Source organism: Streptomyces sp. NBC_01498 (assembly GCF_036327775.1).
Taxonomy (GTDB): domain Bacteria; phylum Actinomycetota; class Actinomycetes; order Streptomycetales; family Streptomycetaceae; genus Streptomyces.
The window spans coordinates 4,279,581-4,303,450 of the sequence record NZ_CP109598.1; the positions used below are offsets into that span (position 1 = coordinate 4,279,581).

The window sequence follows — 23,870 nt, forward strand, 5'->3', positions numbered from 1 at the left end:
GATTCCGGTCCCGGTCCCGGTTCCGTTCCCCATGCGGATCCGGGTCCGGCCGCCGATACCGGTGCCGTTCCCCATGCGGGTCCCGGTCCCGGTTTCACCGTTCTCCATCTCGTCCAGCCGGTCGAGGGCGGAGTGGCCCGCGTCGTCGCCGATCTCGTCCGCGCACAGGTCGCCGCGGGCATGCGGGTCGTCGTCGCCTGCCCCGGCCGGGGACCGCTCGCGGTGGACGTGGCCGCGCTGGGCGCCGAGACCGAGACCTGGCACGTGACCCGCGACCCCGGCCCCGGACTGCCCGCCGAGATCCGCCGGGTCGCCGCGCTCGCCGGGCACGTCCGGCCCGACGTGGTGCACGCGCACAGCGCGAAAGCCGGCTTCGCCGGGCGCCTCGCCGTACGCGGACGGATCCCCACCGTGTTCCAGCCGCACGCCTGGTCGTTCGAGGCCGTCAGCGGTACGACCGCGGCCCTCGCCCGGAGCTGGGAGCGGCTGGCCGCCCGCTGGACCGCGCGCGTCCTCTGCGTCAGCGAGGCCGAACGTGCCCGTGGCGAGCGCGCCGGGGTACGGGCCCGCTGGTCCGTCGTCCCCAACGGCGTCGACACCGACCGCTTCGGCCCCGCCGGACCCCACGACGCGCCCGCCCCGGCCGCCGCCGCTGCCCGCGCCGCACTTCCCGCGCTCGCCCAACTCCCCCCGGACACCCCCCTCGTGGTCTGTGTCGGCCGGCTCTGCCGGCAGAAGGGCCAGGACGTCCTGCTGCGGGCCTGGCCCCTCGTCCTCCGGGACATCCCCGGCGCCCGGCTCGTCCTCGTCGGCGACGGCCCCGACGCCGCGCGGCTGCGCGCCGACGCCCCGCCCTCGGTGCTCTTCGCCGGAGCCGTACGCGACACCGCGCCCTGGTACCGCGCCGCCGACCTCGTCGTCCTGCCGTCCCGCTGGGAAGGCATGGCCGTCGCGCCGCTCGAAGCCATGGCCGGCGGCCGGGCGGTGCTCCTCAGCGACGTGGACGGGGCGCGCGAGAGCCTGCCGCCCGAGGCGCACCCGCACTGTCTGACCCCGCCCGAGGACCCCGTCGCGACCGCGACCGCCGTCACCGCGCTCCTGCGCGACCGGTCGCTGCGCGACACCCTCGGCCGCCTGGGGCACGACCACGTACGCCGGACCCACGACGTGCGGCGGACGGCGCGCGCCGTCGCCGACGTGTACCGCGAGGTCGCCCCGGCTCCGCGCTCCGAAGGCAGGGAGCCGATCCTCCAGTGACCACCGAGAGCACCAGCGTCCCCGCACCGTCCGGGCGCGGACCGGCCGGACTCCCGGCACCGGGCCACCACCCGCCCGGCGCCGGACCACGCGGCCGGGGCCCCGCGGTCCACACCCCCGTCCCGCTCACCGCGCAGCGGCCGACCACCGCCGGCACTCCTGCCGCGCACCGCCCGACGAGCACCCACACCCCCGCCGCGTACCGCCCTCCCGCGGTCACCGCCCCCGGCCGGCCGCCGCGCGGCCTCGCCCCCGTACCGCCCCGGCGCGACACACCCGACCGCCTCGCCCTGCCACCCGGGCGCCGCACCGCCGCGCCCCTGCGCCACGCGCTGCCCCTCCTCACCGCCGACTGGGCGGGCGCGCTGCTGAGCACCCTGGTCCTGCGCCCCGAACAGCGCCACGCGGTGCTCGTCGCGGCCCTCGTCGCGGGGGTCACCGTCCTGCACACCCGCGCCGGTCTCCACCGCCCGGCGGGACACCGCACCGCACTCGACGAACTGCCCGCCCTCGCCGCGCGTACCGTCGTCACCTGGTGCGCCGCCGCCGCGCTGCTCGCCGCGCTCCTGCCCGCGCACCCGCTGAGCCTCGGCGCCCTGCTGGCCGGGAGCGGCGCCCAACTGCTCGTCACCGCCTGCTGCCGGGCCGCCGTCCACGCCCACCGGCGGCGCACCGCGCCCGCCCGGCTCAGCTCCACTCTGGTCGTCGGCACCGGACAGGCGGGCCGGCGGCTCGCCGCGCTGCTCGCCCGGCACCCCGAGTACGGCCTGCGGCCCGTCGGCATCGTCGCCCCTCCGCGTGAGGACGGGGCCACCGCCCCGCGCGGGGACGAGCGCCCGTCCGGCGCGCATCCGGACACCGACACCCCCGCCCCCTCGCTTCCCGTGCTGACCACCACCGAGGAGATCCACCGCGCGGTCGTCCGGAACGGCGTCCGGCAGGCGGTGTTCGCCGGCCCGGTGTACGGCGGCGGGAGCGGGACCCGCCCGGCCGGCGGCGACATCGACCGCTCCGAACTCGTCGCGCTCTTCCACGCGTACGGCTGCGCCACCTGGTTCGTCGGCGGCGGACGGAGCGAGGGCGGTATGCCGGACCACGTCTGGGGCCACGCCTGCCGACGGGTCGACCCGCCCGCCACGCGCCGGGGCACCCTCGCCAAGCGGCTGCTCGACATCGCCGTCGCGGGCCCGGTCCTGGTCGTGATCTCCCCGGTGCTGCTGGTGTGCGCGCTCGCCGTACGGTTCCTCGACGGCCCCGGCGTGCTGTTCCGCCAGGAACGCGTCGGCCAGCACGGCCGCACCTTCACCCTGCTCAAGTTCCGCACCCTGCGCCCGGCCGACGACCACGAGGCCGCCACCCGCTGGTCGGTCGCGGGAGACCGGCGGATGAGCCTGGTGGGCCACCTGCTGCGGCGTACGTCGATGGACGAACTGCCCCAGGTCTGGAACGTCCTGCGCGGCGACATGAGCCTCGTCGGCCCCCGCCCCGAACGCCCCTTCTTCGTCGCCGACTTCAGCCGTACCCACCCCGGTTACGCGGCCCGCCACCGGATGCCCGTCGGCATCACCGGACTCGCACAGGTCCACGGGCTGCGCGGGGACACCTCCATCGAGGACCGCTCCCGGTTCGACAACCACTACATCGACCACTGGTCGTTGTGGCAGGACGTGTGCCTCATCATTCGTACCGCCCTCTCGCTCGTCCGCCCGGCGGGGAGCTGACATGACCGACACCCCGGGCGCGCTGCTCCCGAACCCCGCCCCGTCCGCCGGACCCGGCCGGCCCGCAGGAGCCGATGGCCCTGTGGGAGCCGACGGGCCCGGCGCCCGTAACCGGCGCGACGCCGTCCGGCGTGCCGCGCCGCTGCTGCCCGTCCTCGCGGTCGTGGCGCTGCTCGCCGTCCCCGTGACCGGCCCCGCCGGGGACGGTGCGGCCGGCTCCGGCACCCCCGCCGACGCCGCGTCCGCGCTGCTGGTCGTCTTCTGCCTGCTCCGGGCGGTACGCGAGCGTGCCCGCCCGCTGACCCGAACAGCCGCCCTGGTCCTGGGACTTCCGGTGTTCGGCGTGTGCGTCGCGGCGATCACCGCGGCCGACGCACACGCCGCGCTGCCGGGCCTGGCCCGCTACCTCCAGGTCTTCGTCCTGGTGCCCGGCTCGCTGCTGCTGCTCCTCAGGGACCGCCGGGACTTCCGGCTCGTCACCTGGGCGGTGGTCGCCGGGGCACTGGCGCAGGGAGCCGTCGGCACGGTGCAGTACGTGACCGGCACCGGCGCCTCGTACATGGGCGAGGACGTCCGCGCGGTCGGGACGTTCGGACCCACCGACGTCATGGGTATGGCCACCGTCGTCTCGTACGGCCTGGTCGCCGCCGTCGGACTGGCCCTGGGAGTCGGGGCGCACGGGACCGGCGCGGCGCGCGGGGCGGCGCGGCGGCAGCGTGCCGCCGCGCTCGGCTGCGCCGCGCTGCTGTCCGTGCCGCTCGTCCTCTCCTTCAGCCGGGGCGCCTGGATCGCGACAGCCGTGGCCGTCACCCTGCAACTCGCGCTCTCCGGACTCCGCCGCGCGGCACGCGTCGCCCTCGTGGCGGCGGCACTCGGCACCGTCCTCGTCGGCGGTCTCGGCGTCGGCTCACAACTCGTCACCGAACGCCTCGACAGCATCACCGAGGTCACCGGGACGCCCGACCGGTCGGTCACCGACCGGTACACCATGTGGGCGGCGGCGGCCGGGATGTGGCGCACCGACCCCGTCACCGGCGTCGGGCTCAAGGGCTTCCCCGCCCACCGCGACACCCACTCCTCGCTCGCCCTGTCGTCGGGCAGCGACACGGCGGGCGCCGGACGCAGCTTCGAGCGCCGGCCGCTGCTCTCGCCGCACAACATGTACCTCCTCGTCCTCAGCGAGCAGGGGCTCCTCGGACTGCTGGCCCTGACCGGGAGCTGGGGGGCGCTGCTCGTCCTCACCCTGCGCCGGCTGCGCGCCGCGCGGCCCGGACCGACCCGTGGAAGTACGGGAACCGACTGCGGTCTCGTCGCCGCCGGACTGCTTGTCTGGCAGCTGGTCGACTTCGGCTACGCGGACATCGGCGGGCCCTCGACCGTGCAGACCGCCGTCGTCCTCGGCCTGGCCGCGTGGTGGGCGCTCAGCCGTACGGCGCCCGGCGGCACGGCGCCCGGCCCCGCGGCCGTCCGGCGGGAGGCCGGAGCCGTATGACCGACCTGACCGACGCGGCGGAGACCACCGAGGCGGCCGAGACGGCCGAGGCGGCGTCCCGGGCACCGTCCACGGAACCCGGCAGGGCCGCGGCCGAACCCACCGTCCCCGGCCGCCGCCCCCCGCCACCGCCCGCACCCCCTCCCACCACCACCCCGACGCCCCCTCCCACAACCGCCGCCGAGAAGGCCGTCGCACCCGACCCGGGCACCTTCCCCTCCAACCGCTTCCTCGCCCGCGCGGCCCTGCTGACCGCCCTGCTCACCGCCGCCGGGGCGCTGCTCGGACTCGTACGGGACCAGACCATCGCCCATCTGCACGGCGCGGGCCCCGGCACCGACGCGTTCCTCGTCGCCTGGACCGTCCCGGAAGTGGCCTCGACGCTGCTCATCGAGGACGCCATGGCACTGATCCTGGTGCCCGCCTTCAGCCTCGCGCTCGCCCGCCGGGCCGCCGGGGACCCGTTCCCCGACACCCCGCCCCCCGACGCCCCGGCCGGCCGCGACCCCGTGCACGCCCTGCTGCGGACGACCCTGCCGGGCCTGCTCCTCGTCCTCACCGCGGGCGCCGCCCTGCTGGTCCTCGCGGCGCCCTGGGTGGTCGCGCTGCTCGCCCCCGGCCTGCCCGACAGCCAACTCGCCGTCTCCTGCACCCGGTTGACGGCCACCTGCGCCTTCACCTTCGGCATCGCCGGATATTGCAGCGCCGCCCTGCGGGCGCACGGCAGCTTCCTGCCGCCCGCGATGATCTACGTCGCGTACAACATCGGCATCATCGCCACGATGCTGCTCCTCAGCGAACGGCTCGGCGTGCGGGCGGCGGCGGCCGGGGTCGCCGTCGGCGGCGTCCTCATGGTCCTCGTCCAGGCGCCGGGCGTGCTGCGGCGGCTGCGGGAGCGCCGCACGACCGGCCCCGGCCCCGGCGCGGCCCGCGCCCCTGCCCCGTCACCGGAGCCCGCCCGCGAACAGCCCGGCGGCGCGGGCCGCCCGCTCGTCGCCCTCGGTCTGCTCGCCCCCGTCATCGTCTTCGCCCTCACCCGCCAGTCCCAGGTCCTCATCGAACGCTTCCTCGCCGCGCCCCTGCCCGCCGGGGCCATCTCGCACCTGAACTACGCGCAGAAGGTCGCGCAGATGCCGATGGTCCTGTCCCTGATGCTCTGCACCGTCACCTTCCCCGTCGTCGCGCGCGCCATGGCGGCCGGGGACACCGACCGCGCCCGGCGGCGCGTCGAACGCGACCTCGCCCTCGCCGGGGTCATCGTGCTCGTCGGCGCCGCCACCGTCATCGCCTGCGCCCCGCAGATCATCGAAATCCTCTTCCAGCGCGGGGCCTTCGACCGGGCGGACACGGCGGACACCGCCGCCGTGATGCGGGTGTACGCACTCGGACTGCTCGGCCACACCCTCGTCGGCGCCCTCGTCCGCTGCTACTTCTCCGCCGCCCGCCCCCTCTGGTTCCCCGCGCTCGCCATGCTCGCCGGGCTCGCCCTCACCACCGCGGGCGGCGCACTGCTGGTCGGTGCCTGGGGCGTCCTCGGCATCGCGGCGGGCAACGCACTGGGCATCACCGTCACCGCCGCCCTGCTGCTGCACGGCGTCGCCCGCCACAGCATCCCCCTGCGGGTCCGCCACATGACCGGAGGGCTCGTCAAACTCAGCGCCGCCGCCGCTGCCGCCACCGGCGCCGGATGGCTCTGCGGCGCCCTCGTCCCCGGGCCCGTGGTGGCGGCGGCCGTCGCCTGCCCGGTGGTCGCGGCCGTGTTCCTCGTCATCGCCCGCGCACTCCAGGCACCCGAGATCGACTCCCTCGTCCGCTCCGCCACCCGGAGGCTCAACGATGTCCGCTGACCCGGTCTCCACCGGCCCCCTGTGGGCAGCCATGTACCACTCGATCACCGATCCGGCCGACGACCCCTACCGCGTGACGGTCTCGCCCGCCCGGCTCGACCGGCAGCTCCACTGGCTGCGCCGGCGCGGGCTCACCGGCGTCGGCATGGACCGCCTGCTCGCCGCCCGCGCGCGGGGCCGCGCCGCCGGACTCGTCGGCCTCACCTTCGACGACGGCTACGCCGACTTCCTCACCGGCGCCGTGCCGGTGCTGCGCCGGCACGGGTTCACCGCCACCGTGTACGTGCTCCCCGGCCGCCTCGGCGGCAGCAACGAATGGGACAGCCCCGGCCCCCGCAAACCCCTGCTCACCGAGGACGGCATCCGCGAGGCGGCGGCGGCCGGTATGGAGATCGGGTCGCACGGGCTGCGCCACAGCGACCTCACCCAGGCGGACGACACGCTGCTGAGGGAGGAGACCCGGGGCAGCCGGGAGGCGCTGCGCGCGCTCACGGGCGTCGAGGTGACCGGGTTCTGCTATCCGTACGGCAGTGTGGACGAGCGCGCCGTCGCGGCCGTCCGGGACGCCGGTTACCGGTACGCCGCCGGGATCAGCCCCGGCCCGCTCACCGGCCTCTTCGCCCTGCCGCGCGTGCACATCGGGCAGGAGGACACCGGCCCCCGGCTGCTGCTGAAACGCGCCCTGCACCACCGTCGCCGCGAACCGGTCCCCTACGGGCCCTACGAACCGTACGGGCCGGGCGCACGGTACGAGCAGTACGGGCCCCGTACCCGCGCGTCGGCGCCCGTCACCGTGCCCGAAGGCGGCGCCGGATGAGAGTCCTGCACATCATCACCGGTCTCGGCATCGGCGGCGCGGAACAGCAACTACGGCTCCTGCTAGGCCAGTTGCCCACCGACAGCGCCGTCGTCACACTCACCAACCCGGGCGCCGTCGCCCGCGGCATCACCGCCGACGGCTTCCCCGTCACCGACCTCGCCATGAGCGGCAACCGCGACCTCGGCGCGCTGCCCCGGCTGACCCGGCTCATCAGGGACGGCCGGTACGACCTGGTCCACACCCACCTCTACCGCGCCTGCGTGTACGGCCGCCTCGCCGCCCGGCTCGCGGGCGTACGCACCGTCGTCGCCACCGAACACTCCCTGGGCGCCCACCGGATCGAGGGCCGACCGCTGACCGCCGGGACCCGCGCCCTCTACCTCGGCAGCGAACGCCTCGGCACCGCGACCGTCGCCGTCTCCACCACCGTCGCGCACCGGCTGCGCCGCTGGGGTGTGCCCCGCGACCGTATCCACGTCGTCCCCAACGGCATCGACGTGCCGCGCTTCGCCTTCGACGAGACCGTCCGGAACAAGGCGCGGGCCGAACTCGGCCTGCCCGCAGACGCGTTCGTGGTCGGCGGCGTCGGCAGGCTCAGCCCCGGCAAACGCTTCGACATCCTCGTTCGGGCCGTCGCCGCCCGCCCCGGTGCCCGGCTCCTGCTCGTCGGCGAAGGACCGGAGGGCGACCGACTGCGTTCCCTGGCGGGGGAGTTGGGCGCCGCCGACCGCGTACTGCTCCACGGCGCGTGCGAGGACCCGCCCCCCGACCCCGCCGCCGGTCCCGACCTGCCGTCCCTGTTCGCCGCCATGGACCTCTTCGTCTCCGTCTCCGAGGACGAGGCGTTCGGGCTCGCCGTGGTCGAGGCACTGGCCGCCGGACTGCCCGTCCTGCACGTCGCCTGCCCCGCCCTGACCGACCTGCCCCCGGACGCCGCGCCCGGAGCACGCCAGATCGGCGGGACGGTCACCGAACTCGTCGCCGAACTGGCCGCGCACCAAGGGCGGTTCACCGCCGGGGACGGCCCCCGCCGACTGCCGGTGCCGCCCGCCGCGCGCCACTACGACATCTCCCGCAGCGCCGAACAGCTCATGTCCGTCTACGACCACGCCCTGCGCCGGAACGGCGGCCCCTCCGGGCGCCCAGGCCCTCTCCGCCGCCCGGCAACCCCCGAGGAGTGAGTTCCCGATGACCACGACCGAGACCAACACCGAGACCGACACCGAGACCCCGGCGAACACCGGGACCGCGACCGGGGAGGACCACGAGGGCACGCGCGCGGGCAAGCGCCCCGGCCGCGTCCGGTCCCGGCGGAAAGCCGTGCCCGGCTGGTGGATCGTGCCCCTCGCCGTCCTGATCGGGGCGCTCGCGGGCGGCGCGTACGGACAGCTCCGCCCCCCGCGGTACTCCGCCACCAGCTACGTCCTCGTCGTCCCCACCGACAAGGCCGACCCGGCCGCCGCGCTCGGCTTCGCGCAGGCGTACGGGCGGGTCGCCTCCCAGGTCGCCGCCACGGGCGACGCCCAGGTCTGGGCCGGGGTCTCCGCGAAGGTCCTCAAGGAGAGCGTCACCGCCGCCACCTCGCCCGACGCCCCGATGATCTCGGTGACGGCCGTCTCCCGCCGCCCGCGGACGGCCGTCGGCATGGCCGACGGCGTCGCCCGCTCGCTGGTGCTCAACGGCACGCAGATGCAGGGCAGTACGAACGTCCGGGTCGTCCAGTTCTCCCGCGCCGTCCGGCCCACCAGCCCCGTGTCGGTCTCCCCGCCGGTGGCCGCGCTCGTCGGCGCCGCCGGTGGCGGACTCCTCGGCGGACTCGTCCTGCTGGTCCGCCCCCGGCGGCGGACCGCCGAGATCCGCGCCTGCGTCCCCGCTCCCGCGCCGGCACCCGGGCCACAGACGGAACGCGTGTGATGGCGACGGAATCGGCCACCGAGCACCCCGGGTCCCGCCGGCGGACCCGCCCCGCGTCCGTCCGCCGGGCCGCCCCGGCCGCCCTCACCTCCGACATCTGCCACGACCCCGGCCGGTTCGGCGCGCTCGCCGCCGAATGGACCGCGCTCCACCGCCGTACCTCCGCCGCCACCCCCTTCCAGAGCCACGCCTGGCTCCACTCCTGGTGGCTGTCGTACGGCACACCCGGCCGGCTCCGTGTGGTCCTGGTCCGCCGGGGCGGGGCGCTCGTCGCCGCCGCCCCGCTGATGCTGGCCCGCCGTCCGCTCCCCGCGCTCGTCCCGCTCGGCGGCACCATCTCCGACTTCTCCGACGTCCTGCTCGACGACGAGCACGCCGACAGCGCGGCGCGGGCCCTGGCCCGTGCCCTGGCCACCGCCGCGCGCTCCGCCGTCATCGACCTGCGCGAGGTACGGCCCGGAGCCGCCGCCGAACGCGTCTACCACTGCTGGGACGGCCCCCGCGACCGACTCGACGACTCGCTCTGCCTGGAACTGCCCGCCGTTCCCATGGACCGCCTGCTCGCCCGGCTCCCGTCGTCCCGCGCCCAGCGCGCCCGCGCCAAGATCCGCAAGATCGACTCGCTCGGCATCGAGGAACGCCTTGTGCCCGGCGAGGAGATCCCCACCGCCGTCGCCCGCCTCCTCCAGTTGCACCGGCTCCAGTGGCAGGGCCGCGGCGTCACCCCCGAACACCTCAGCGCCCGCTTCGCGGACCATCTGGCCCGCGCGGTACGGGCCATGGCCGCCTCCGGTGACGCGGCCGTCACCGAATTCCGGCTGGCCGGCGAGGTGGTGGCCGCCGATCTCACCCTGATGTCCGGGAGCCTCGCGGGCGGCTATCTGTACGGCGCCGACCCGATACTGCGCGAGCGGAAGATCGACGTCGCCACGATGCTGCTGCGCGGGAGCGCCCGGCGGATCAGCGCCGACGGGCGTACGACGCTGAGCATGCTGCGGGGCAACGAGCCGTACAAGCACCACTGGCGCCCCGAGGCCGTCCACAACCAGCGGCTGCTGCTGGCGCGCGGCCGGCTGGCCCCCGCGCTGCGGCTGATCGCCGCCCACGCCACCGCCCGGAACCGGGCCGCCGTGCTCGTCAACGAGCGGCTGCCGGTGATGAAGGCGGGCCTGGCGAGGCGGACCCGCCGCGGCGACGGCAAGGGATGAGGCCCGACAGGGCGGACCCGGCCGCGCCGTGCCCCGCCCCCGCCCCGGCCGCCGCCGTGCCGCCGCGATGACCGGCCGTGCCACGACGGGCCGTCAGGACAGCCGGCGCCGCCAGTCCTCGAAGGCCAGACAGACCCTCTTCCCGAGGAGCGCCTCGATCCACGAACTCAGATTCAGCGCGGCGCAGTCGTCCGGGGCCTCGGGCTCCGCCGGTTCACCGGGCTCCAGCGGGTCACCCGGCTCCGGCTCCGGTTCGGGCTTGGGCGCGGGTTCGGTGACGGGGTCGGGCACGGGGGTGACCGGGTCGCTCGGCTCCGGCTCCGGCTCCACGGGCACGCTCGGCTCCGGCTCCGGCTCGGGCCGGGGCTCCGGCGTCCGCCCGTACAGCGTTGAACGGAACACGTCCGACGACCGCGGATTCTCCTCGCACTGCCACACACCGTGCGGGCAGTAATCCGTGAGCGTGTGATAGAGCGGCCGGTGTTCCTCGATCCATTCGAGCATCCCCCGCATGTACGCGGGATTGTCGCCGTTACGGAAGAGGCCCCACTCCGGATAGGAGATCACCTTTCCATGCTCAGCCGCGAATTCCACATGGTGCCGGAGCCCGAACGGCTCGTTCACCTGCTCCTCGAACGTCCGTCCGGGCGGCTGGTCGTAGGAGTCCATTCCCATGATGTCCACGACGTCGTCGCCCGGATAGCACTCGGTCCAGGCAATGGCGTCCCGGCCCCGGTTGGGCGCGAAATCGAAACGGAATTCCTGGCCGGGCACCGCGCGCATGGTGCGGACGATCCGCTTCCAGTACGCCTTCCACGCGCGCGGGTCGGGCCCGCAGCGATGGGTGTACGTGGTGCCGTTCATCTCCCAGCCGAGGACGATCACCGTGTCCGGCACCCCGAGCGCGACCAGCCGCTCCGCCAGGACCTCGAAGTGCCGGTCGTACGCGCCGCGCGCGCCCCGGCGCAGCTCCCGGCGGACGAGATGGTCGCGCACCCGCTCCTCGTTGCGCTCCAGCATCGGCACGTTGAGCACGAACATCCGGTCCGCTCGGGCCTTGCGCCACTCCGCCCAGTCCCCGAGGAAACTCGGGGCGCCCTCGATGTTGGACCACACGTCGCCCGGCAGGTACGTGTGCCCGACCCGCAGCTCCGTACCGCCCAGCCATCGCTGCATACCGGCGATCCGGCGCACGCCGTCGGCGCCGTAGTCGAGGTACGCGCCGACCGCCGGTGAGGCCACCTCCGGCCGTCCGGGAGCCGGGGGACCGGCGGCGTGACTGGCGATCGGCAGCACGGAACCCGAGACGAGGAGACCGGCCGTGACGGCACCCACGTACGTACTGATGAGCCGTCGACGTCGCTGGGACATGGGTGCTCCTCATGAAAGGGACGCGTCTCGCGGCCACGCCGGACACGCCGACGCCGAACGCGTACGCACGCTTCGCACGGGACTCCGCACGTGCCTCAAAAGTATTTCTTGCAATCCGATCGGGATTCCGGTCGGACGTTTCGCTGGACCGTTCGTGAATTTCATCCCCCGCATGGGTCATCGAGAATGAAGGACACCCCGTGGCGAGCTTTGACATCAGCGTCCCGGCCGTGCTCGTACGGCTCGACCGGAATCCGTTCCATCACGGAACCCTCGGCGCCGTCAGATCCCTCGGCCGGGCCGGAATCACGGTGCACGCGGTCATCGAGTCGGTGGACAGCCCGGTCGCCGCGTCCCGCTATCTGCGCGGCGCGCACCGGCGGCCCGACGGGGCCTCGGCGGACGCCCTGCACGAGCTGCTGCTGCGGATCTCGGAGCGGCTCGGCGTCCCCGCCGTCCTCGTCCCCCTGGACGATCTGAGCGCGATCGTGGTCGCCCGCCTCCGGACCCGGCTGACGGGCCGCTACCTGCTGCCCGCACAGCCACCGGACCTGCCCGAGCGCGTCGCCGACAAGGCGGAACTCGCCGCGCTCTGCGCCACGCTGGGGCTGCCCCATCCCCGCACGGCCGTCCCCGGCGACGGCGAGGAGGCCGCCCGCGCGGCGGGCGCGCTCGGGCTGCCCGCGGTCGCCAAGTGGAGCCGGCCCTGGCTGCTGCCGGAGGGCTCCGGGCTGCGCAGCACCGTCGTGGTGCGCTCGCGGCGCGAGGCCAGGGAGCTGTTCGGCCGCAGCCCCGAGGCGGGGAGCCGGCTGCTGCTCCAGGAACGGCTGCCGCCGGGGCGCGGTCTCGACTGGTTCTTCCACGGCTACTGCGGCGGTGACGGCACGCTCCTGGTGCGCGCCGCCGGGCGCAAGGAACGGGCCTGGCCGGCCGGGGCCGGGCTGACGGCCGTGGGCCGCTGGCTGCCCAACCCCGCCGTGGAGCGGCTGGCGGGCCAGGTGGTCGCCGCGCTCGGCTACCGGGGCATCCTCGATCTCGACTTCCGGCTCGACACCGCCACCGGCGCGTACCACCTGCTGGACTTCAACCCGCGCCCCGGCGCCCAGTTCCGCCTCTTCACCGACCCGTCGGGCACGGACGTCGTACGGGCACTGCATCTGGACCTCACCGGTCGCCCCGTCCCGGCCCCGGTCCCCGCGCACGGCCGGACGTTCGTGGTGGAGAACTACGCGCTGCTGTCCGCCCTGTCCTCGCTCTCCGCGCCCCCTCGGAGCGGGCGCGGAGGCCCACGGTACGAGCGCCGGCGGACCCGGTCGGCGGGCACGGAGACGGCGTGGTTCGCGCGGGACGACCCCCGGCCCGCGTACGCCATGAGCCGCGCCTGGCTGGTGCGCGCGGCACGCGGCGGCGCCCAGATGCTGCTGCCCCGGCCGCGCGCCGGACCGGCCGGGGCCGGCCGGGCACCCCGCTCACCGCTGTCCCCGCTCCCCGCGCGACGCCGTGCCCCGGACAGCGCGCCGGACGGCACCACCTCCCGCTGACCTACGCCGGTCCGCACGGCCGGCAGACCCTCCAGAACCGCGAAAGAACGGCGAACTCGTATGCAGGACTTGGTAGTTGTGGGTGCCGGCCCCTACGGGCTGTCCATCGCCTCGCACGCGGCGGCGGCCGGCCTCCGGGCACGGGTGTTCGGCAGACCGATGGCGGCCTGGCGCGACGGCATGCCCCCCGGCATGTTCCTCAAGTCGGAGCCGTGGGCGTCGAACCTGTCCGACCCGAAGGGCGCGTACGGTCTGGCCGCCTACGCGGCGACCCGGGGCGTCCGGGCCCGGCACGGCGTCCCGCTGCCGGTCGGCTTCTTCGCCGCGTACGGCCTCTGGTTCGCCGAACGGGCCGCGCCCCCGGTGGAGGAACGGACCGTCACCGCCGTCCGGCCGCGCGCCGGGGGCGGCTTCGAGGTCACCGCCGACGACGGGGCGGGCGGCGCCGGGGAGACGTTCCTCGCCCGCACGGTGGTGCTGGCCGTCGGTGTCCGGCCGTTCGGCGACATCCCCGCCCCGCTGCGCGGCCTCCCGCCCGAGCGGGTGTCACACAGCACCGGCCACGCGGACCTGACGCGCTTCAAGGGCATGGACGTGACGGTGGTCGGGGCGGGCCAGGCCGCGCTGGAGACCGCGACGCTCCTCGCCGAACAGGGCACGGCGGTACGGGTGGTGGCCCGCTCCCGGCACATCGACTGGAACACCCTCCCGCCCCCGCTGGACCGGCCCTTCGGCGAGGCGGCCCGCGCCCCGCACACCGGCCTCGGCTGCGGCTGGCGGAACTGGCTCTACGCGCGCACCCCCGGCCTCTTCCACCGGCTGCCCGCCCCGACCCGGTCCCGGGTCTTCACCTCGGCGCTGGGCCCGGCCGGGGCCTGGTGGCTGCGGGAGCGGTTCGAGCGGACCGTGGGGGAGGTGCGGCTCGGCGAGCGTGTGGCCGCCGCGTCCCCGGCGGGCGGACGCCTCCGGCTCGACCTGGTCTCCGCCCGGGGCCCGGTGGGCGCGGTCACCACCGACCATGTGATCGCCGCCACCGGCTTCACACCCGGTCTGGAACGGCTGCCGCTGCTGGACGAGCGGCTGCGGCGGAGCCTGCGCACGGTGGGCGCGAGCGGCGCCCCCGAGACGGACGGGGTCTTCGAGACCTCGCACCCCGGCCTGTTCGTGGTGGGTCTGCTGAGCGCGCCGTCGTTCGGCCCGTCGATGCGTTTCGTGTACGGCGCGACGTACACGGCGGGGCGGGTGGTGCGCGGCGTACGGCACCGGCTGGGCACGGGCTCCCGGTTCGCGGCGGCGGGGGAGCCGCGCGAGCCGCTGCCGGCCGGGACGGAGGGCTTCTGACGGACGGCCACCGGGGTGTCCCGGTGGCCGCCGCGGCTGTCCCCGGTGGCGGCCGGAGGCACCGTACGGGCGTACGGGCGGGTCCGTGCGGCCACCGAGGACGGACCGGGTCGGCTCAGCGGCGCCCGGCGGCGTGGCTGCGGCGGTAGAGGATGCCGCCGCCGATCAGCAGACCGGCGCTCATCGCGGCGGCGGCGAGCAGGTTCGCGTCCGTGCCCGTCTCGGCCAGCTGCTCGACGACCTCGCCCTCCTCGACGGGGGAGCGCTCCGGCAGCATCGGCTCGTGGCCGCCCGGTACGGTCGGGGGCTCGACGGTGCGGGGCGGGGTCGACGTCTCCGGCGGGTCGACCGGGGCGGGCGGCAGGACCGGGGCTTCCGGTGTGTCGTCGGAGACGTTCGCGCAGCCGTTGCCGAAGGCCGGGTTGAGCAGCCCGACGACGTCGACGCTGTTGCCGCAGACGTTCAGCGGGATGTCGAGCGGGGCCTGGAGCAGGTTGCCGGACAGCAGTCCGGGGGAGTTGGTGGCGGCGCCGGACGCCGACGAGCCTCCGTGGTCCGCCGGGCCGGCCTGGAGCGGCGCGTCCGTCGCGGGGCCGGAACCGGCGTGCTCGCGGGGCCCCTGGTGCGTCGAACTCGCGTCGTGGTCCCGGCCGTTGCCGTGGTGGTTGTTGCCGGGGTGGTGGTCGTTGTCGTCGACGTGATGGGGCCGGGACGGTGCGGGCTCGGTGCGCGGGGCGACGGGCCCCGCGCCCTGGGCGGGCCGGTGCGTGCCGGGCGACGACGCCTGGGTGCCGGACGACGTCTGGGCGCCCGAGACGTTGGCGCAGCTGTTGCCGAAGGCGGGGTTGAGCACACCGACCGGGTCCACCGTGTTGCCGCAGACGTTGACCGGGATCTCGACGGGTGCCTGGACGCTGTTGCCCGAGAGCAGCCCCGGCGACCCGGCCGCGGTGCCCGCGGCGTCGGTGGCCTGGGCGTATCCACCGGTCATGGCGAACACGCTCGACGCCGCCGCGGCGGTGAGCAGTCCTTTGCCGATGAGTTCTCGCATCTGTTCTCCTGATGTCGCCGGTGTGTCGCCGGTGTGTCGGTGTCTCGGTCTGGCGGTGTGCGGGTGTGCCGGTGTGCCGGTGGGTCGGTGCGGGTCTCGGCCGAGGCCGGTCCCGGCGCGCGTATCGCTCACGCGGCCGGGACCGGCCCGGTGCGGGCGCCCCCGGGGGCGCCGCTGTGCGCCGTGGCGCGCGCCTACGGGTCAGGCGTTGACGCAGGTGTTGCCGAAGGCCGGGTTGAGCAGCCCGATCACGTTGATGCTGTTGCCGCAGACGTTGATGGGAACGTGCACGGGGATCTGGACGACGTTGCCGGACAGGACGCCGGGGGACCCGACGGCCGCGCCCTGCGCGCCCGCGTCGGCGACGGCCGGTGACGCGGCACCGACGGCCAGGAGAGCACCGGCGACGAGGGTGGCTGCCTTCTTCGCATTCATGGTGGAGCCCTTTCCGCAACGGAGGTCGCGCGCACGGCTCTGGCGCCGTGCGAACACGGCTTTCTCAGCCCGCACCGCCGCTGCTGGATCTCCAACGAGTACGCGCTTATGAGGAAACTGCCCTGTTTTACGGCCTTTTTGGTTCACTCGATCGCCGGAGGAATTGACGTTTCTTCCGACGAAAGGGGTGTTCATATGACACCGGGGCCGGCCGGGGCGAGGACGCCCCGGCCGGCCCCGGTCCCGGCCCGTGACGGCGCCGGGGGGTGCGGGGGGACTCAGCCGTTGCCCGCGCCGTTGGCCGAGAGGACCGGGATGTCGCTGAGCAGGTGCGACAGCGGTTCGTCGCCCTTGGCCTGGGTGGAGTTCTCGGTGCACTGCTGGTTCTGCGGGGAGGACAGGACGTTGAGGTCCTGGACCGCGACCGGCACGAGAAGTCCGACGAGCGAGCCGACGTTGGCCTTGGCCGGCAGGCCGACACAGAGCTTGTTGAGCGTGCCCTGGACGAGGGTGGCCTGCGGGCTGAGGTCACCGTGGGTGACGGCGTTGCCGTAGGACTGCTTGGCGCCGTTGCCGCTGAGCGACGTGGTGCCGGTGTCGTCGCCGACGGCGAAGGCGGCAGGCGCGGCGGCGGCGGAAACGCCGACCACGGAGGCGCTGACCGCCGCAGCCGCCAGAATCTTCTTGATCACGGTTGGTTCCTTTTCTCAAGAAATGCAGGTGGTGCGGCCTGCCCAACCGCATGGGCCGGGTTTGGTTCCGGTGCTTCACCCGATCGGAGTCGGTGGTTCCCGCAGGCTGATTGAGTGCCTAATGGGCTGTTGGAGTGAAGCGCGATAACTAAACCTGCGGAATGGAGTTGCTCAGTGCGCCCCGGGGACTTGGGGCATCCTTCAGAAGGGGACTCATCGTGATCAAGAAGGTTATGGCCACCGCGGCCGTCGCTGCTTCCGTCGTCGGTATCTCGGGCATGGCCGCGCCGGCCGCCTTCGCCGTCGGCAACGACGCGGGCACCACGTCGCTCAGCGGCAACGGCGCGATCCAGTCGTACGGCAACTCGGCGACCTACGGGAACATGAGCCCGCAGATGGCGCTCATCCAGGGCTCGCTCAACAAGCCCTGCATCGGCCTGCCCGCCAAGGTCAACGCGGGTTCGCTGCTGGGTGTCGTGCCGATCTCGGTCCAGGACCTCAATGTCCTGTCCTCCCCGCAGAACCAGCAGTGTGTCGAGAACTCGACGCAGGCGAAGGGCGACGAGCCGCTGTCGCACCTGCTCAACGACATCCCGATCCTGTCGGCCAACGGCGTCCAGAACGGCTGATCGCCGGCCTGATCACCCCTTCCGGGTCATCGCCGCGTGCGAATCGCGGCGGTGGCCCGGTTGTTTTCTCCCGCACCCCGGTAAGCCGGTATGTCTTTTCAGCTGTTCGGGGGAACGGGCGCAACCAAACCCCCTTTGGCGAGTTGAACAAACCGGCACTCCACCGGTGGAGTTCCGAATTTCCGGAAAGGCAACAAAATGAACAAGCTGTGGGCTTCCGCCGCTGTGGCGGCCACGATGGTCGGCGGCCTCGCCGCCACCGCGTCGCCGGCGCTGGCGATCGGCAACGACACGGGCACGACGTCGCTCAGTGGCAACGGTGCCGAGCAGGAGTTCGGCAACTCGGAGACCCACGGGGACATGAGCCCGCAGCTCAGCCTCGTGCAGGGCACGCTCAACAAGCCCTGTGTCGGTCTGCCGGTCAAGGCCAACGTCGGCTCGCTCATCGGCCTGGTTCCGATCGCGGTCCAGGACATCAACGTCCTGTCCTCCCCGCAGAACCAGCAGTGCACCGAGAACTCCACCCAGGCGAAGGGCGACGAGCCCCTGTCGCACATCCTGGAGGACATCCCGATCCTCTCGGCGAACGGCGTGGGCAACCACTGACGTTCCCCCCGGCCCGGTCCGGCAGCGCGGCTGCCGGACCGGGCTTCGTCGTTCCCGGAAACGACGCGGGACGGGCCCGCCGGGCGGGGGCTAGATAAGCGGTTTGGCGAGGCAGCGGCTCAGCGGGTCGTTCCGGTAATGGCCGAACTTGGCGCAGTCCGTGTAGCCGCTGGACCGGTAGAGCGCGATGGCCTCCGGCTGCTTGATGCCGGTCTCCAACACCATGCGGGTACGGCCCGCCGCGCGGGCGTCCTCCTCCAGCCGGGCGAGGACACGGCGGGCGAGCCCGAGACCCCGGGCCGCCACCGTCACGTACATCCGCTTGATCTCGGCGTCACCGTCCGAGTAGCCCTCGTCGTTCTTCTCCTGCGAGCGCCAGCCGCCGGTGGCGACGGGGCGGTCGTCGGCGTCGTACGCGAGCAGATACAGGCCGTGCGGCGGGTCGAACTCGTCGGTGCGGAGCACGGTGGCGTCGCCCTCGCCGTTCCCGTACCGCTCCATGTATTCCAGCTGGACCTCGGCCGCGAGCGTGACGGCGTCGGGGTGGTCGTAACGGACCTGGCGTATGTCGATGAGCACGGCACAGATCGTAGGGCCTCGGTAGGGTGCCGGAATGCTCACTGTGACGTCCGTGAATGTGAACGGGATCCGCGCCGCCGCGAAGAAGGGCTTCGTTCCCTGGCTGGCCGGGACCTCGGCCGACGTGGTCTGTCTCCAGGAGGTGCGCGCCGAGGAGGACCAGCTCACCGAGGCCGTACGGAAGCCCGAGGGGTGGCACACGGTGTTCGCGCCGGCGGCGGCCAAGGGCCGGGCGGGCGTGGCGCTCTACTCGCGGCGGGAGCCGGAGGGGACGCGGATCGGCTTCGGCAGCGCGGAGTTCGACACCGGCGGGCGGTATGTGGAGATCGACCTGCCCGGGGTGACGGTGGGCAGCCTCTATCTGCCGTCGGGCGACGTGGGGACGGAGCGCCAGGACGAGAAGTACCGGTTCATGGACGAGTTCCTCGCCTATCTGACCGGGCTGCGGGAGCGCGCGGCGGCGGACGGCCGGGAGGTGCTGGTCTGCGGCGACTGGAACATCGCCCACCAGGAGGCCGACCTCAAGAACTGGCGGGGCAACCGGAACGCGTCCGGTTTCCTGCCCGAGGAACGCGCCTGGCTGACGCGGGTCTTCGACGAGGCGTCGTACGTCGACGTGGTCCGCGCCCTGCACCCGGACCAGGAGGGGCCGTACACCTGGTGGTCGTACCGGGGCCGGGCCTTCGACAACGACACGGGCTGGCGCATCGACCACCAGGTGGCGACGCCGGGTCTCGCGGCGCGCGCGGTGAAGGCGTGGGTGGAGCGGGCGGCCACGCACGGCGAGCGCTGGAGCGACCACGCGCCGGTGAGCGTCGCCTACGAATCGGTCTGAGCCCGCGGCTCGGTCCGCGCCGACGAGTCGGTCTGACGCTGCGAGTCGGTCGGTGCCTCGGAGTCGGTCCGCGCCCGCGGATCGGACTGGCGCAGCCGGCGGTCCAGTGCCATGGACAGTTCCGCGTCGACCACGCTCCGGGCCAGCGGGCGCAGTGTCTCGGGGGAGGCGCCGGGCGCGTGGGTGCGGAGTGTGGTCGTGAACAGGTCGGCCAGGGTGTCCGCGTGGACCCGGACCGCGCGGGCCGCCTCGAAGACCGCGGCGAGCGGGACGCCCGCGCGGACCAGGGCGGCCGAGGCGTCCAGCAGGCGGCGGCTGATGTGGACCAGGTCGTCGCCGTCGGTGGCGAGGTAGCCGAGGGCGAGCGCGGTGGCCAGGTTCTCGGCGGTGACCTCGCCCGCGAAGTGGTCGGCCAGCTCCTCGGGGGTGAGGCGGACGGGGGTCTCGTCCGTCGGTTCGCCGAGGCCGAGGACCTCGCCGACGTCCCGGCCGCTGTCGAAGGCGGTGGCCAGGTCGGCGATGCCGTTGAGGGTGTGGCCGCGTTCCAGCAGGGCGGTGATCGTACGGAGCCTGGCCAGGTGGTGGGCGTCGTACCAGGCGATGCGGCCCTCGCGGCGGGGCGGTGGGATCAGGCCGCGTTCGCGGTAGAAGCGCACCGTGCGCACCGGGACGCCGGCCGCCTCGGCCAGCTCCCGCACCCGGTACTCGCGGACTTCCTCCCGGTCGGACATGGCGGCCAGCCTATGCCGCGCCGTCGCCCCGGCCCCGGCGCGTACCGCCGGTAACTAATCTCGCACGCCCCCTACCCACCGGTAGGAAGCTGCCCTACTCTCCCCACAGTGCCAGTGATTACTGGCACGGTCCGGTGAGGTGGTCCGGCGGGAGGCGGCGGTATGGCCGAGCACGAGCACGTACGGGTGGCGGTGATCGGATCGGGATTCGGCGGCCTCGGGGCCGCCGTCCGGCTCCGGCGCGACGGCATCACCGACTTCGTGGTCCTGGAACGGGCCGGCGCGGTCGGCGGGACCTGGCGCGACAACAGCTATCCGGGCTGCGCCTGCGACGTGCCCTCGCACCTCTACTCCTTCTCCTTCGCGCCGCACCCCGACTGGCCGCGCACCTTCTCCGGGCAGCGGCACATCCGCGCGTACCTGGAGCATGTCGCCGACACCTTCGGGCTCCGGCCGCACCTCCGGCTGCGGCACGAGGTGCTGCGGATGCGCTGGATCGCGGGTGCGGCGCGCTGGGAGATCGAGACCTCGCGCGGCACCCTCACGGCGGACGTCGTGGTCTCGGCGGCCGGGCCGCTGTCGGACCCGAAGGTGCCGGACGTGCCCGGACTCGACTCGTTCCCCGGCAAGGTCTTCCACTCCGCGCGCTGGGACCACGGCTACGACCTGCGGGGCAAGCGGGTCGCCGTGGTGGGGACCGGTGCGTCGGCGATCCAGATCGTCCCGGCGATCCAGCCCGAGGTGGCGCGGCTGACGGTGTTCCAGCGCACCCCGCCGTGGGTGATGCCGCGCACGGACCGGGCGATCTCCGGGGCCGAGCGGTGGCTGCACCGTACGGTCCCGGTGACCGGCGCGGTACGGCGCGGACTGCTGTGGGGGATCAGGGAGTTGCAGGTCCAGGCGTTCACCAGGCACCCCGGCCAGCTGGGGCTGGTGGAGCGGGTCGCCCGCGCCCACATGGAACGGGCGGTCAAGGATCCGGCGCTGCGGGCCAGGCTCACCCCGTCGTACCGCATCGGCTGCAAGCGGATCCTGCTCTCCAGCACGTACTACCCGGCGCTGACGCGGCCGAATGTGGACCTCGTCGCGTCCGGGCTGGCCGAGGTGCGCGGGTCGACCGTCGTGGCGGCCGACGGGACGGAGACCGAGGTCGACGCGATCGTCTTCGGCACCGGCTTCCATGTGACGGACATGCCGATCGCGGAGCGGGTGGTGGGCGCGGACGGCGTCACGCTCGCCGAGGCGTGGAAGGACGGCATGGCGGCGCTGCGCGGCGCGACCGCCGCCGGATTCCCGAACTGGATGACCGTGATCGGTCCCAACACCGGTCTCGGCAACTCCTCGATGATCCTGATGATCGAGTCCCAGCTCAGCTATCTGGGCGACTATCTGCGGACGCTCGGCTCGCTCGGGCCGGGCGCGGCGCTCACCCCCCGGCCGGAGGCCGTCGACGCCTGGAACCGCCGGGTGCAGGACCGGATGCGGCGCACCGTGTGGAACACCGGCGGCTGCACCAGCTGGTATCTCGACGCGAACGGGCGCAACACGACCATCTGGCCGGGGACGACGACGGAGTTCCGGCGGGCTACCCGGGCCGTCGACCTGCGCGAGTACGACGTCGTCCGGCCCGGGGCGGCGAGGACCCCGGGCACCCGGAGCGAGGAGAGCGTCCGATGAACCGTCCCACTCCGCCCGCCCGGCCCGCCGGGCCCGCCGTCCGTGAGGTCTCCGCGCTCTCTGCCGACGGCTCGCGGGTGCCGATCGAGGTGTACGGCTCCGAGGGGGCGCCCGCGGTTGTCCTGGCGCACGGGTGGACCTGCTCGACGCTGTTCTGGGCCGCGCAGATCGAGGACCTGTCACGGGACCACCGGGTGATCGTCTACGACCAGCGGGGGCACGGCCGTTCGCCCGCCGCCCCGGCGGGCGGCTGCACCACCGACGCGCTCGCCGACGACCTGGAGGCGGTGCTCGGCACGACCCTCGCGCCCGGCGAGAAGGCCGTCCTGGCCGGGCACTCCATGGGCGGGATGACGCTGATGGCGGCGTCCGCGCGGCCCGCCTTCCGGGAGCACGCGGCGGCGGCGCTGCTGTGCAGCACCGGCAGTTCGCGGTTGGTGGCCGAGTCGCTGGTGGTGCCGATCCGGCCCGGCCGGGTGCGGACGCGGCTGACCCGGCTGATCCTCGGGTCGCGGGCCCCGCTGGGGCCGGTGACGCCCGTGTCGAAGCGGATGCTGCGCTACGGGACGATGGGGCCCGGTACGCCGCCGGACCGGGTCGCGACCTGCGCGCGGATCGTGCACGCGTGTCCGCTCCCGGTGCGGGTGGCCTGGTCGCGGGTGCTCGCCGGGCTCGATCTCGACGCGGGCGTACGGGAGTTGCGCGTTCCGACGGCCGTCCTCACCGGGACCGCCGACCGGCTGACACCCCCCGTACTGGCGCGGCGGCTGGCCGACGCGCTGCCCGACTGCGTGGGTTTCACCGAGCTCGTCGGCATGGGACACATGACTCCGGTGGAGGCGCCCGAGGCGGTGACCGCCGCGATCCGGACGCTCGTCGCGGACCATCTGGGGCCTTCGCGAGCGGAACCGTCCGGGCACACCGGCACCGGGACCGGCGGGCACACCGACAGTGGGAGCAGGGAGAGCGCCGTATGAGCAGGGTCCGGCTGGACGGGCAGGTCGCCGTGGTCACCGGCGCGGCGCGGGGTGTGGGCGAGCGGCTGGCCCGCGCGCTCTCCGCACGCGGCGCGAAGGTGGCGCTCGTGGGACTGGAGGAGGACACCCTGAGGTCCGTGGCGGGCGGGCTGCCCGGCGAGTGCGGGCACTGGTACGCCGATGTCACCGACCACGGGGCGATGACGCGGGCCGCGCGCGAGATCGAGGAGCGGTTCGGGACGGTCGACATCGTCGTGGCCAACGCCGGGGTGGCGGCGGGCGGCCCGCTGCTGGACTCCGACCCCGTCGCCTGGCGGCGGGTCGTGGAGGTGAACCTGGTCGGCGCGGCGGTGACGGCCCGCGCGTTCCTGCCCGCGCTGACGGCGAGCCGGGGCTACTTCCTCCAGATCGCCTCGCTCGCCGCCATCGCCCCCGCGCCGATGATGACCGCGTACTGCGCCTCCAAATCAGGTGTGGAGGCGTTCGCGCACAGCCTGCGCGGCGAGGTCGCGCACCTCGGGGTGCGGGTCGGCGTCGGCTATCTGTCCTGGACGGACACCGACATGGTGCGCGGCGCCGACGAGGACGAGGTGATGCGTGAGATGCGCGGGCGGCTGCCGTGGCCCGCGAACCGGACCTATCCGCCGGGGCCCGCCGTCGAGCGGATCGTCGCGGGGATCGAGCGCCGCTCGGCGCATGTGTACGCGCAGTGGTGGCTGCGCGGCACCCAGTCGGTACGCGGATATCTGCCGGGGCTCGTCGCGACCGTCGGGGCCCGGCACATGCGCGGGCTCGGCGCGCGGGCCGGGTCGGTGCGCACGGGGCTCGTGGGCGCGGGCGGGGCGGCGGACGAGAAGGAGCGCGGGCACCGAGGCCGTACCCACGACGAGTAGGTCCGGCCCCCACCGCGAGGTCGTCGTTCAACGTCCCTGCCCGGAAGGTGAGTCGGCCCGTCGAATGCGCGGTCCGGCCGGGCTCCCGTGAACCGGGACCGGGACACGCACGTGCGGACTTCGCTCACGTATTCAGGCGTTCCCGGCGTGGCTCGCCCGATATTCCATGCCCGTGATCTTCACTTTGGCGGTAGCTCGGCACGAATTCATCTGAGAAAGGCAGCTTTCATGCGTCGTCGGATCACCACCGTCC

At 74.5% G+C, this 23,870-nt stretch carries 22 protein-coding genes; 16 read left to right on the plus strand and 6 right to left on the minus strand.

The features are described 5' to 3' along the window. Positions 1-132 precede the first annotated feature (132 nt). The 8 genes from OG875_RS18325 to OG875_RS18360 are packed head-to-tail and all read left to right on the plus strand — an operon-like array spanning position 133 to position 10,259. Complete coding sequence (locus OG875_RS18325) at positions 133-1,257, plus strand: glycosyltransferase family 4 protein (protein WP_330175302.1); 1,125 nt, start codon at positions 133-135, stop codon at positions 1,255-1,257. Beyond that, on the plus strand, positions 1,254-2,978 hold the full coding sequence (locus tag OG875_RS18330; RefSeq protein ID WP_330175303.1) for a sugar transferase: 1,725 nt from the start codon (positions 1,254-1,256) through the stop codon (positions 2,976-2,978). The genes OG875_RS18325 and OG875_RS18330 overlap by 4 nt, the downstream gene beginning before the upstream one ends. A gap of 1 nt (position 2,979) precedes the next feature. Beyond that, positions 2,980-4,470 (plus strand): O-antigen ligase family protein, encoded by a 1,491-nt coding sequence (locus tag OG875_RS18335; RefSeq protein WP_330175304.1) that lies wholly within the window; start codon positions 2,980-2,982, stop codon positions 4,468-4,470. After that, on the plus strand, positions 4,467-6,317 hold the full coding sequence (locus OG875_RS18340) for a lipid II flippase MurJ (protein ID WP_330175305.1): 1,851 nt from the start codon (positions 4,467-4,469) through the stop codon (positions 6,315-6,317). The genes OG875_RS18335 and OG875_RS18340 overlap by 4 nt, the downstream gene beginning before the upstream one ends. Next, positions 6,307-7,134 carry a polysaccharide deacetylase family protein gene (locus OG875_RS18345; protein ID WP_330175306.1) on the plus strand — a complete coding sequence of 276 codons (828 nt, stop codon included), beginning with the start codon at positions 6,307-6,309 and terminating at the stop codon, positions 7,132-7,134. Before OG875_RS18340 ends, OG875_RS18345 begins: the two co-directional genes overlap by 11 nt. Then, positions 7,131-8,318, plus strand: a complete 1,188-nt coding sequence (locus OG875_RS18350) for a glycosyltransferase (RefSeq protein ID WP_330175307.1) — start codon at positions 7,131-7,133, stop codon at positions 8,316-8,318. Before OG875_RS18345 ends, OG875_RS18350 begins: the two co-directional genes overlap by 4 nt. A gap of 7 nt (positions 8,319-8,325) precedes the next feature. Next, entirely contained in the window at positions 8,326-9,051 is a 726-nt protein-coding gene (locus OG875_RS18355; protein WP_330175308.1) for a lipopolysaccharide biosynthesis protein, read from the plus strand. After that, entirely contained in the window at positions 9,051-10,259 is a 1,209-nt protein-coding gene (locus tag OG875_RS18360) for a GNAT family N-acetyltransferase (protein WP_330175309.1), read from the plus strand. The genes OG875_RS18355 and OG875_RS18360 overlap by 1 nt, the downstream gene beginning before the upstream one ends. 93 nt (positions 10,260-10,352) lie before the next feature. Here OG875_RS18360 and OG875_RS18365 read toward each other — a convergent pair whose 3' ends face one another. Beyond that, positions 10,353-11,630 carry a glycoside hydrolase family 26 protein gene (locus tag OG875_RS18365; RefSeq protein ID WP_330175310.1) on the minus strand — a complete coding sequence of 426 codons (1,278 nt, stop codon included), beginning with the start codon at positions 11,628-11,630 and terminating at the stop codon, positions 10,353-10,355. Between the two features lie 200 nt (positions 11,631-11,830). Between OG875_RS18365 and OG875_RS18370 the strand changes: the two genes are divergently transcribed. Further along, the gene (locus OG875_RS18370) at positions 11,831-13,171 is read left to right on the plus strand and encodes a carboxylate--amine ligase (RefSeq protein WP_330175311.1); all 1,341 of its coding nucleotides are present in this window, start codon (positions 11,831-11,833) and stop codon (positions 13,169-13,171) included. Between the two features lie 60 nt (positions 13,172-13,231). Continuing rightward, complete coding sequence (locus tag OG875_RS18375; RefSeq protein WP_330175312.1) at positions 13,232-14,512, plus strand: FAD-dependent oxidoreductase; 1,281 nt, start codon at positions 13,232-13,234, stop codon at positions 14,510-14,512. Between the two features lie 115 nt (positions 14,513-14,627). On the opposite strand, the gene OG875_RS18380 is transcribed toward OG875_RS18375, so the two are convergent. From OG875_RS18380 to OG875_RS18390, 3 genes are all read right to left on the minus strand, one after another. Further along, entirely contained in the window at positions 14,628-15,563 is a 936-nt protein-coding gene (locus tag OG875_RS18380; protein WP_330175313.1) for a chaplin, read from the minus strand. Positions 15,564-15,764: 201 nt separating this feature from the next. Next, positions 15,765-15,998, minus strand: coding sequence for a chaplin (locus tag OG875_RS18385; RefSeq protein WP_330175314.1), 234 nt, complete (start codon positions 15,996-15,998; stop codon positions 15,765-15,767). Positions 15,999-16,276: 278 nt separating this feature from the next. Then, a complete protein-coding gene (locus OG875_RS18390; RefSeq protein WP_330175315.1) occupies positions 16,277-16,690 on the minus strand; it encodes a rodlin in 414 nt (137 codons plus the stop codon). A 218-nt stretch (positions 16,691-16,908) separates the two neighbouring features. Between OG875_RS18390 and OG875_RS18395 the strand changes: the two genes are divergently transcribed. Together OG875_RS18395 and OG875_RS18400 are read left to right on the plus strand one after the other, a co-directional pair. Further along, positions 16,909-17,319, plus strand: a complete 411-nt coding sequence (locus tag OG875_RS18395; RefSeq protein ID WP_330175316.1) for a rodlin — start codon at positions 16,909-16,911, stop codon at positions 17,317-17,319. A 198-nt stretch (positions 17,320-17,517) separates the two neighbouring features. Next, positions 17,518-17,925 (plus strand): rodlin, encoded by a 408-nt coding sequence (locus OG875_RS18400; RefSeq protein ID WP_330175317.1) that lies wholly within the window; start codon positions 17,518-17,520, stop codon positions 17,923-17,925. Between the two features lie 90 nt (positions 17,926-18,015). On the opposite strand, the gene OG875_RS18405 is transcribed toward OG875_RS18400, so the two are convergent. Then, the gene (locus OG875_RS18405; protein ID WP_330177794.1) at positions 18,016-18,498 is read right to left on the minus strand and encodes a GNAT family N-acetyltransferase; all 483 of its coding nucleotides are present in this window, start codon (positions 18,496-18,498) and stop codon (positions 18,016-18,018) included. 40 nt (positions 18,499-18,538) lie between these two features. Between OG875_RS18405 and OG875_RS18410 the strand changes: the two genes are divergently transcribed. After that, positions 18,539-19,339 carry an exodeoxyribonuclease III gene (locus OG875_RS18410; protein WP_330175318.1) on the plus strand — a complete coding sequence of 267 codons (801 nt, stop codon included), beginning with the start codon at positions 18,539-18,541 and terminating at the stop codon, positions 19,337-19,339. Here OG875_RS18410 and OG875_RS18415 read toward each other — a convergent pair. Then, positions 19,324-20,070 carry a MerR family transcriptional regulator gene (locus OG875_RS18415; RefSeq protein ID WP_330175319.1) on the minus strand — a complete coding sequence of 249 codons (747 nt, stop codon included), beginning with the start codon at positions 20,068-20,070 and terminating at the stop codon, positions 19,324-19,326. The genes OG875_RS18410 and OG875_RS18415 overlap by 16 nt on opposite strands. A gap of 162 nt (positions 20,071-20,232) precedes the next feature. Here OG875_RS18415 and OG875_RS18420 point away from each other — a divergent pair, with 162 nt between their 5' ends. The 3 genes from OG875_RS18420 to OG875_RS18430 are packed head-to-tail and all read left to right on the plus strand — an operon-like array spanning position 20,233 to position 23,617. Further along, positions 20,233-21,747 (plus strand): flavin-containing monooxygenase, encoded by a 1,515-nt coding sequence (locus tag OG875_RS18420; RefSeq protein WP_330175320.1) that lies wholly within the window; start codon positions 20,233-20,235, stop codon positions 21,745-21,747. Beyond that, positions 21,744-22,724, plus strand: a complete 981-nt coding sequence (locus OG875_RS18425) for an alpha/beta fold hydrolase (protein WP_330175321.1) — start codon at positions 21,744-21,746, stop codon at positions 22,722-22,724. The genes OG875_RS18420 and OG875_RS18425 overlap by 4 nt, the downstream gene beginning before the upstream one ends. Then, positions 22,721-23,617 (plus strand): SDR family oxidoreductase, encoded by an 897-nt coding sequence (locus OG875_RS18430; protein ID WP_330175322.1) that lies wholly within the window; start codon positions 22,721-22,723, stop codon positions 23,615-23,617. Before OG875_RS18425 ends, OG875_RS18430 begins: the two co-directional genes overlap by 4 nt. The last annotated feature ends 253 nt before the right edge of the window (positions 23,618-23,870 follow it).

What these genes read in the sequence shown, in the direction of transcription:
- OG875_RS18335 (WP_330175304.1), top strand. Translation starts at nt 2,980, where the DNA reads ATGACCGACACCCCGGGCGCGCTGCTCCCGAACCCCGCCCCGTCCGCC.
- OG875_RS18340 (WP_330175305.1), top strand. Translation starts at nt 4,467, where the DNA reads ATGACCGACCTGACCGACGCGGCGGAGACCACCGAGGCGGCCGAGACG.
- OG875_RS18345 (WP_330175306.1), top strand. Translation starts at nt 6,307, where the DNA reads ATGTCCGCTGACCCGGTCTCCACCGGCCCCCTGTGGGCAGCCATGTAC.
- OG875_RS18350 (WP_330175307.1), top strand. Translation starts at nt 7,131, where the DNA reads ATGAGAGTCCTGCACATCATCACCGGTCTCGGCATCGGCGGCGCGGAA.
- OG875_RS18355 (WP_330175308.1), top strand. Translation starts at nt 8,326, where the DNA reads ATGACCACGACCGAGACCAACACCGAGACCGACACCGAGACCCCGGCG.
- OG875_RS18360 (WP_330175309.1), top strand. Translation starts at nt 9,051, where the DNA reads ATGGCGACGGAATCGGCCACCGAGCACCCCGGGTCCCGCCGGCGGACC.
- OG875_RS18365 (WP_330175310.1), bottom strand. Translation starts at nt 11,630, where the DNA reads ATGTCCCAGCGACGTCGACGGCTCATCAGTACGTACGTGGGTGCCGTC.
- OG875_RS18375 (WP_330175312.1), top strand. Translation starts at nt 13,232, where the DNA reads ATGCAGGACTTGGTAGTTGTGGGTGCCGGCCCCTACGGGCTGTCCATC.
- OG875_RS18380 (WP_330175313.1), bottom strand. Translation starts at nt 15,563, where the DNA reads ATGCGAGAACTCATCGGCAAAGGACTGCTCACCGCCGCGGCGGCGTCG.
- OG875_RS18385 (WP_330175314.1), bottom strand. Translation starts at nt 15,998, where the DNA reads ATGAATGCGAAGAAGGCAGCCACCCTCGTCGCCGGTGCTCTCCTGGCC.
- OG875_RS18400 (WP_330175317.1), top strand. Translation starts at nt 17,518, where the DNA reads ATGAACAAGCTGTGGGCTTCCGCCGCTGTGGCGGCCACGATGGTCGGC.
- OG875_RS18410 (WP_330175318.1), top strand. Translation starts at nt 18,539, where the DNA reads ATGCTCACTGTGACGTCCGTGAATGTGAACGGGATCCGCGCCGCCGCG.
- OG875_RS18415 (WP_330175319.1), bottom strand. Translation starts at nt 20,070, where the DNA reads ATGTCCGACCGGGAGGAAGTCCGCGAGTACCGGGTGCGGGAGCTGGCC.
- OG875_RS18420 (WP_330175320.1), top strand. Translation starts at nt 20,233, where the DNA reads ATGGCCGAGCACGAGCACGTACGGGTGGCGGTGATCGGATCGGGATTC.
- OG875_RS18425 (WP_330175321.1), top strand. Translation starts at nt 21,744, where the DNA reads ATGAACCGTCCCACTCCGCCCGCCCGGCCCGCCGGGCCCGCCGTCCGT.
- OG875_RS18430 (WP_330175322.1), top strand. Translation starts at nt 22,721, where the DNA reads ATGAGCAGGGTCCGGCTGGACGGGCAGGTCGCCGTGGTCACCGGCGCG.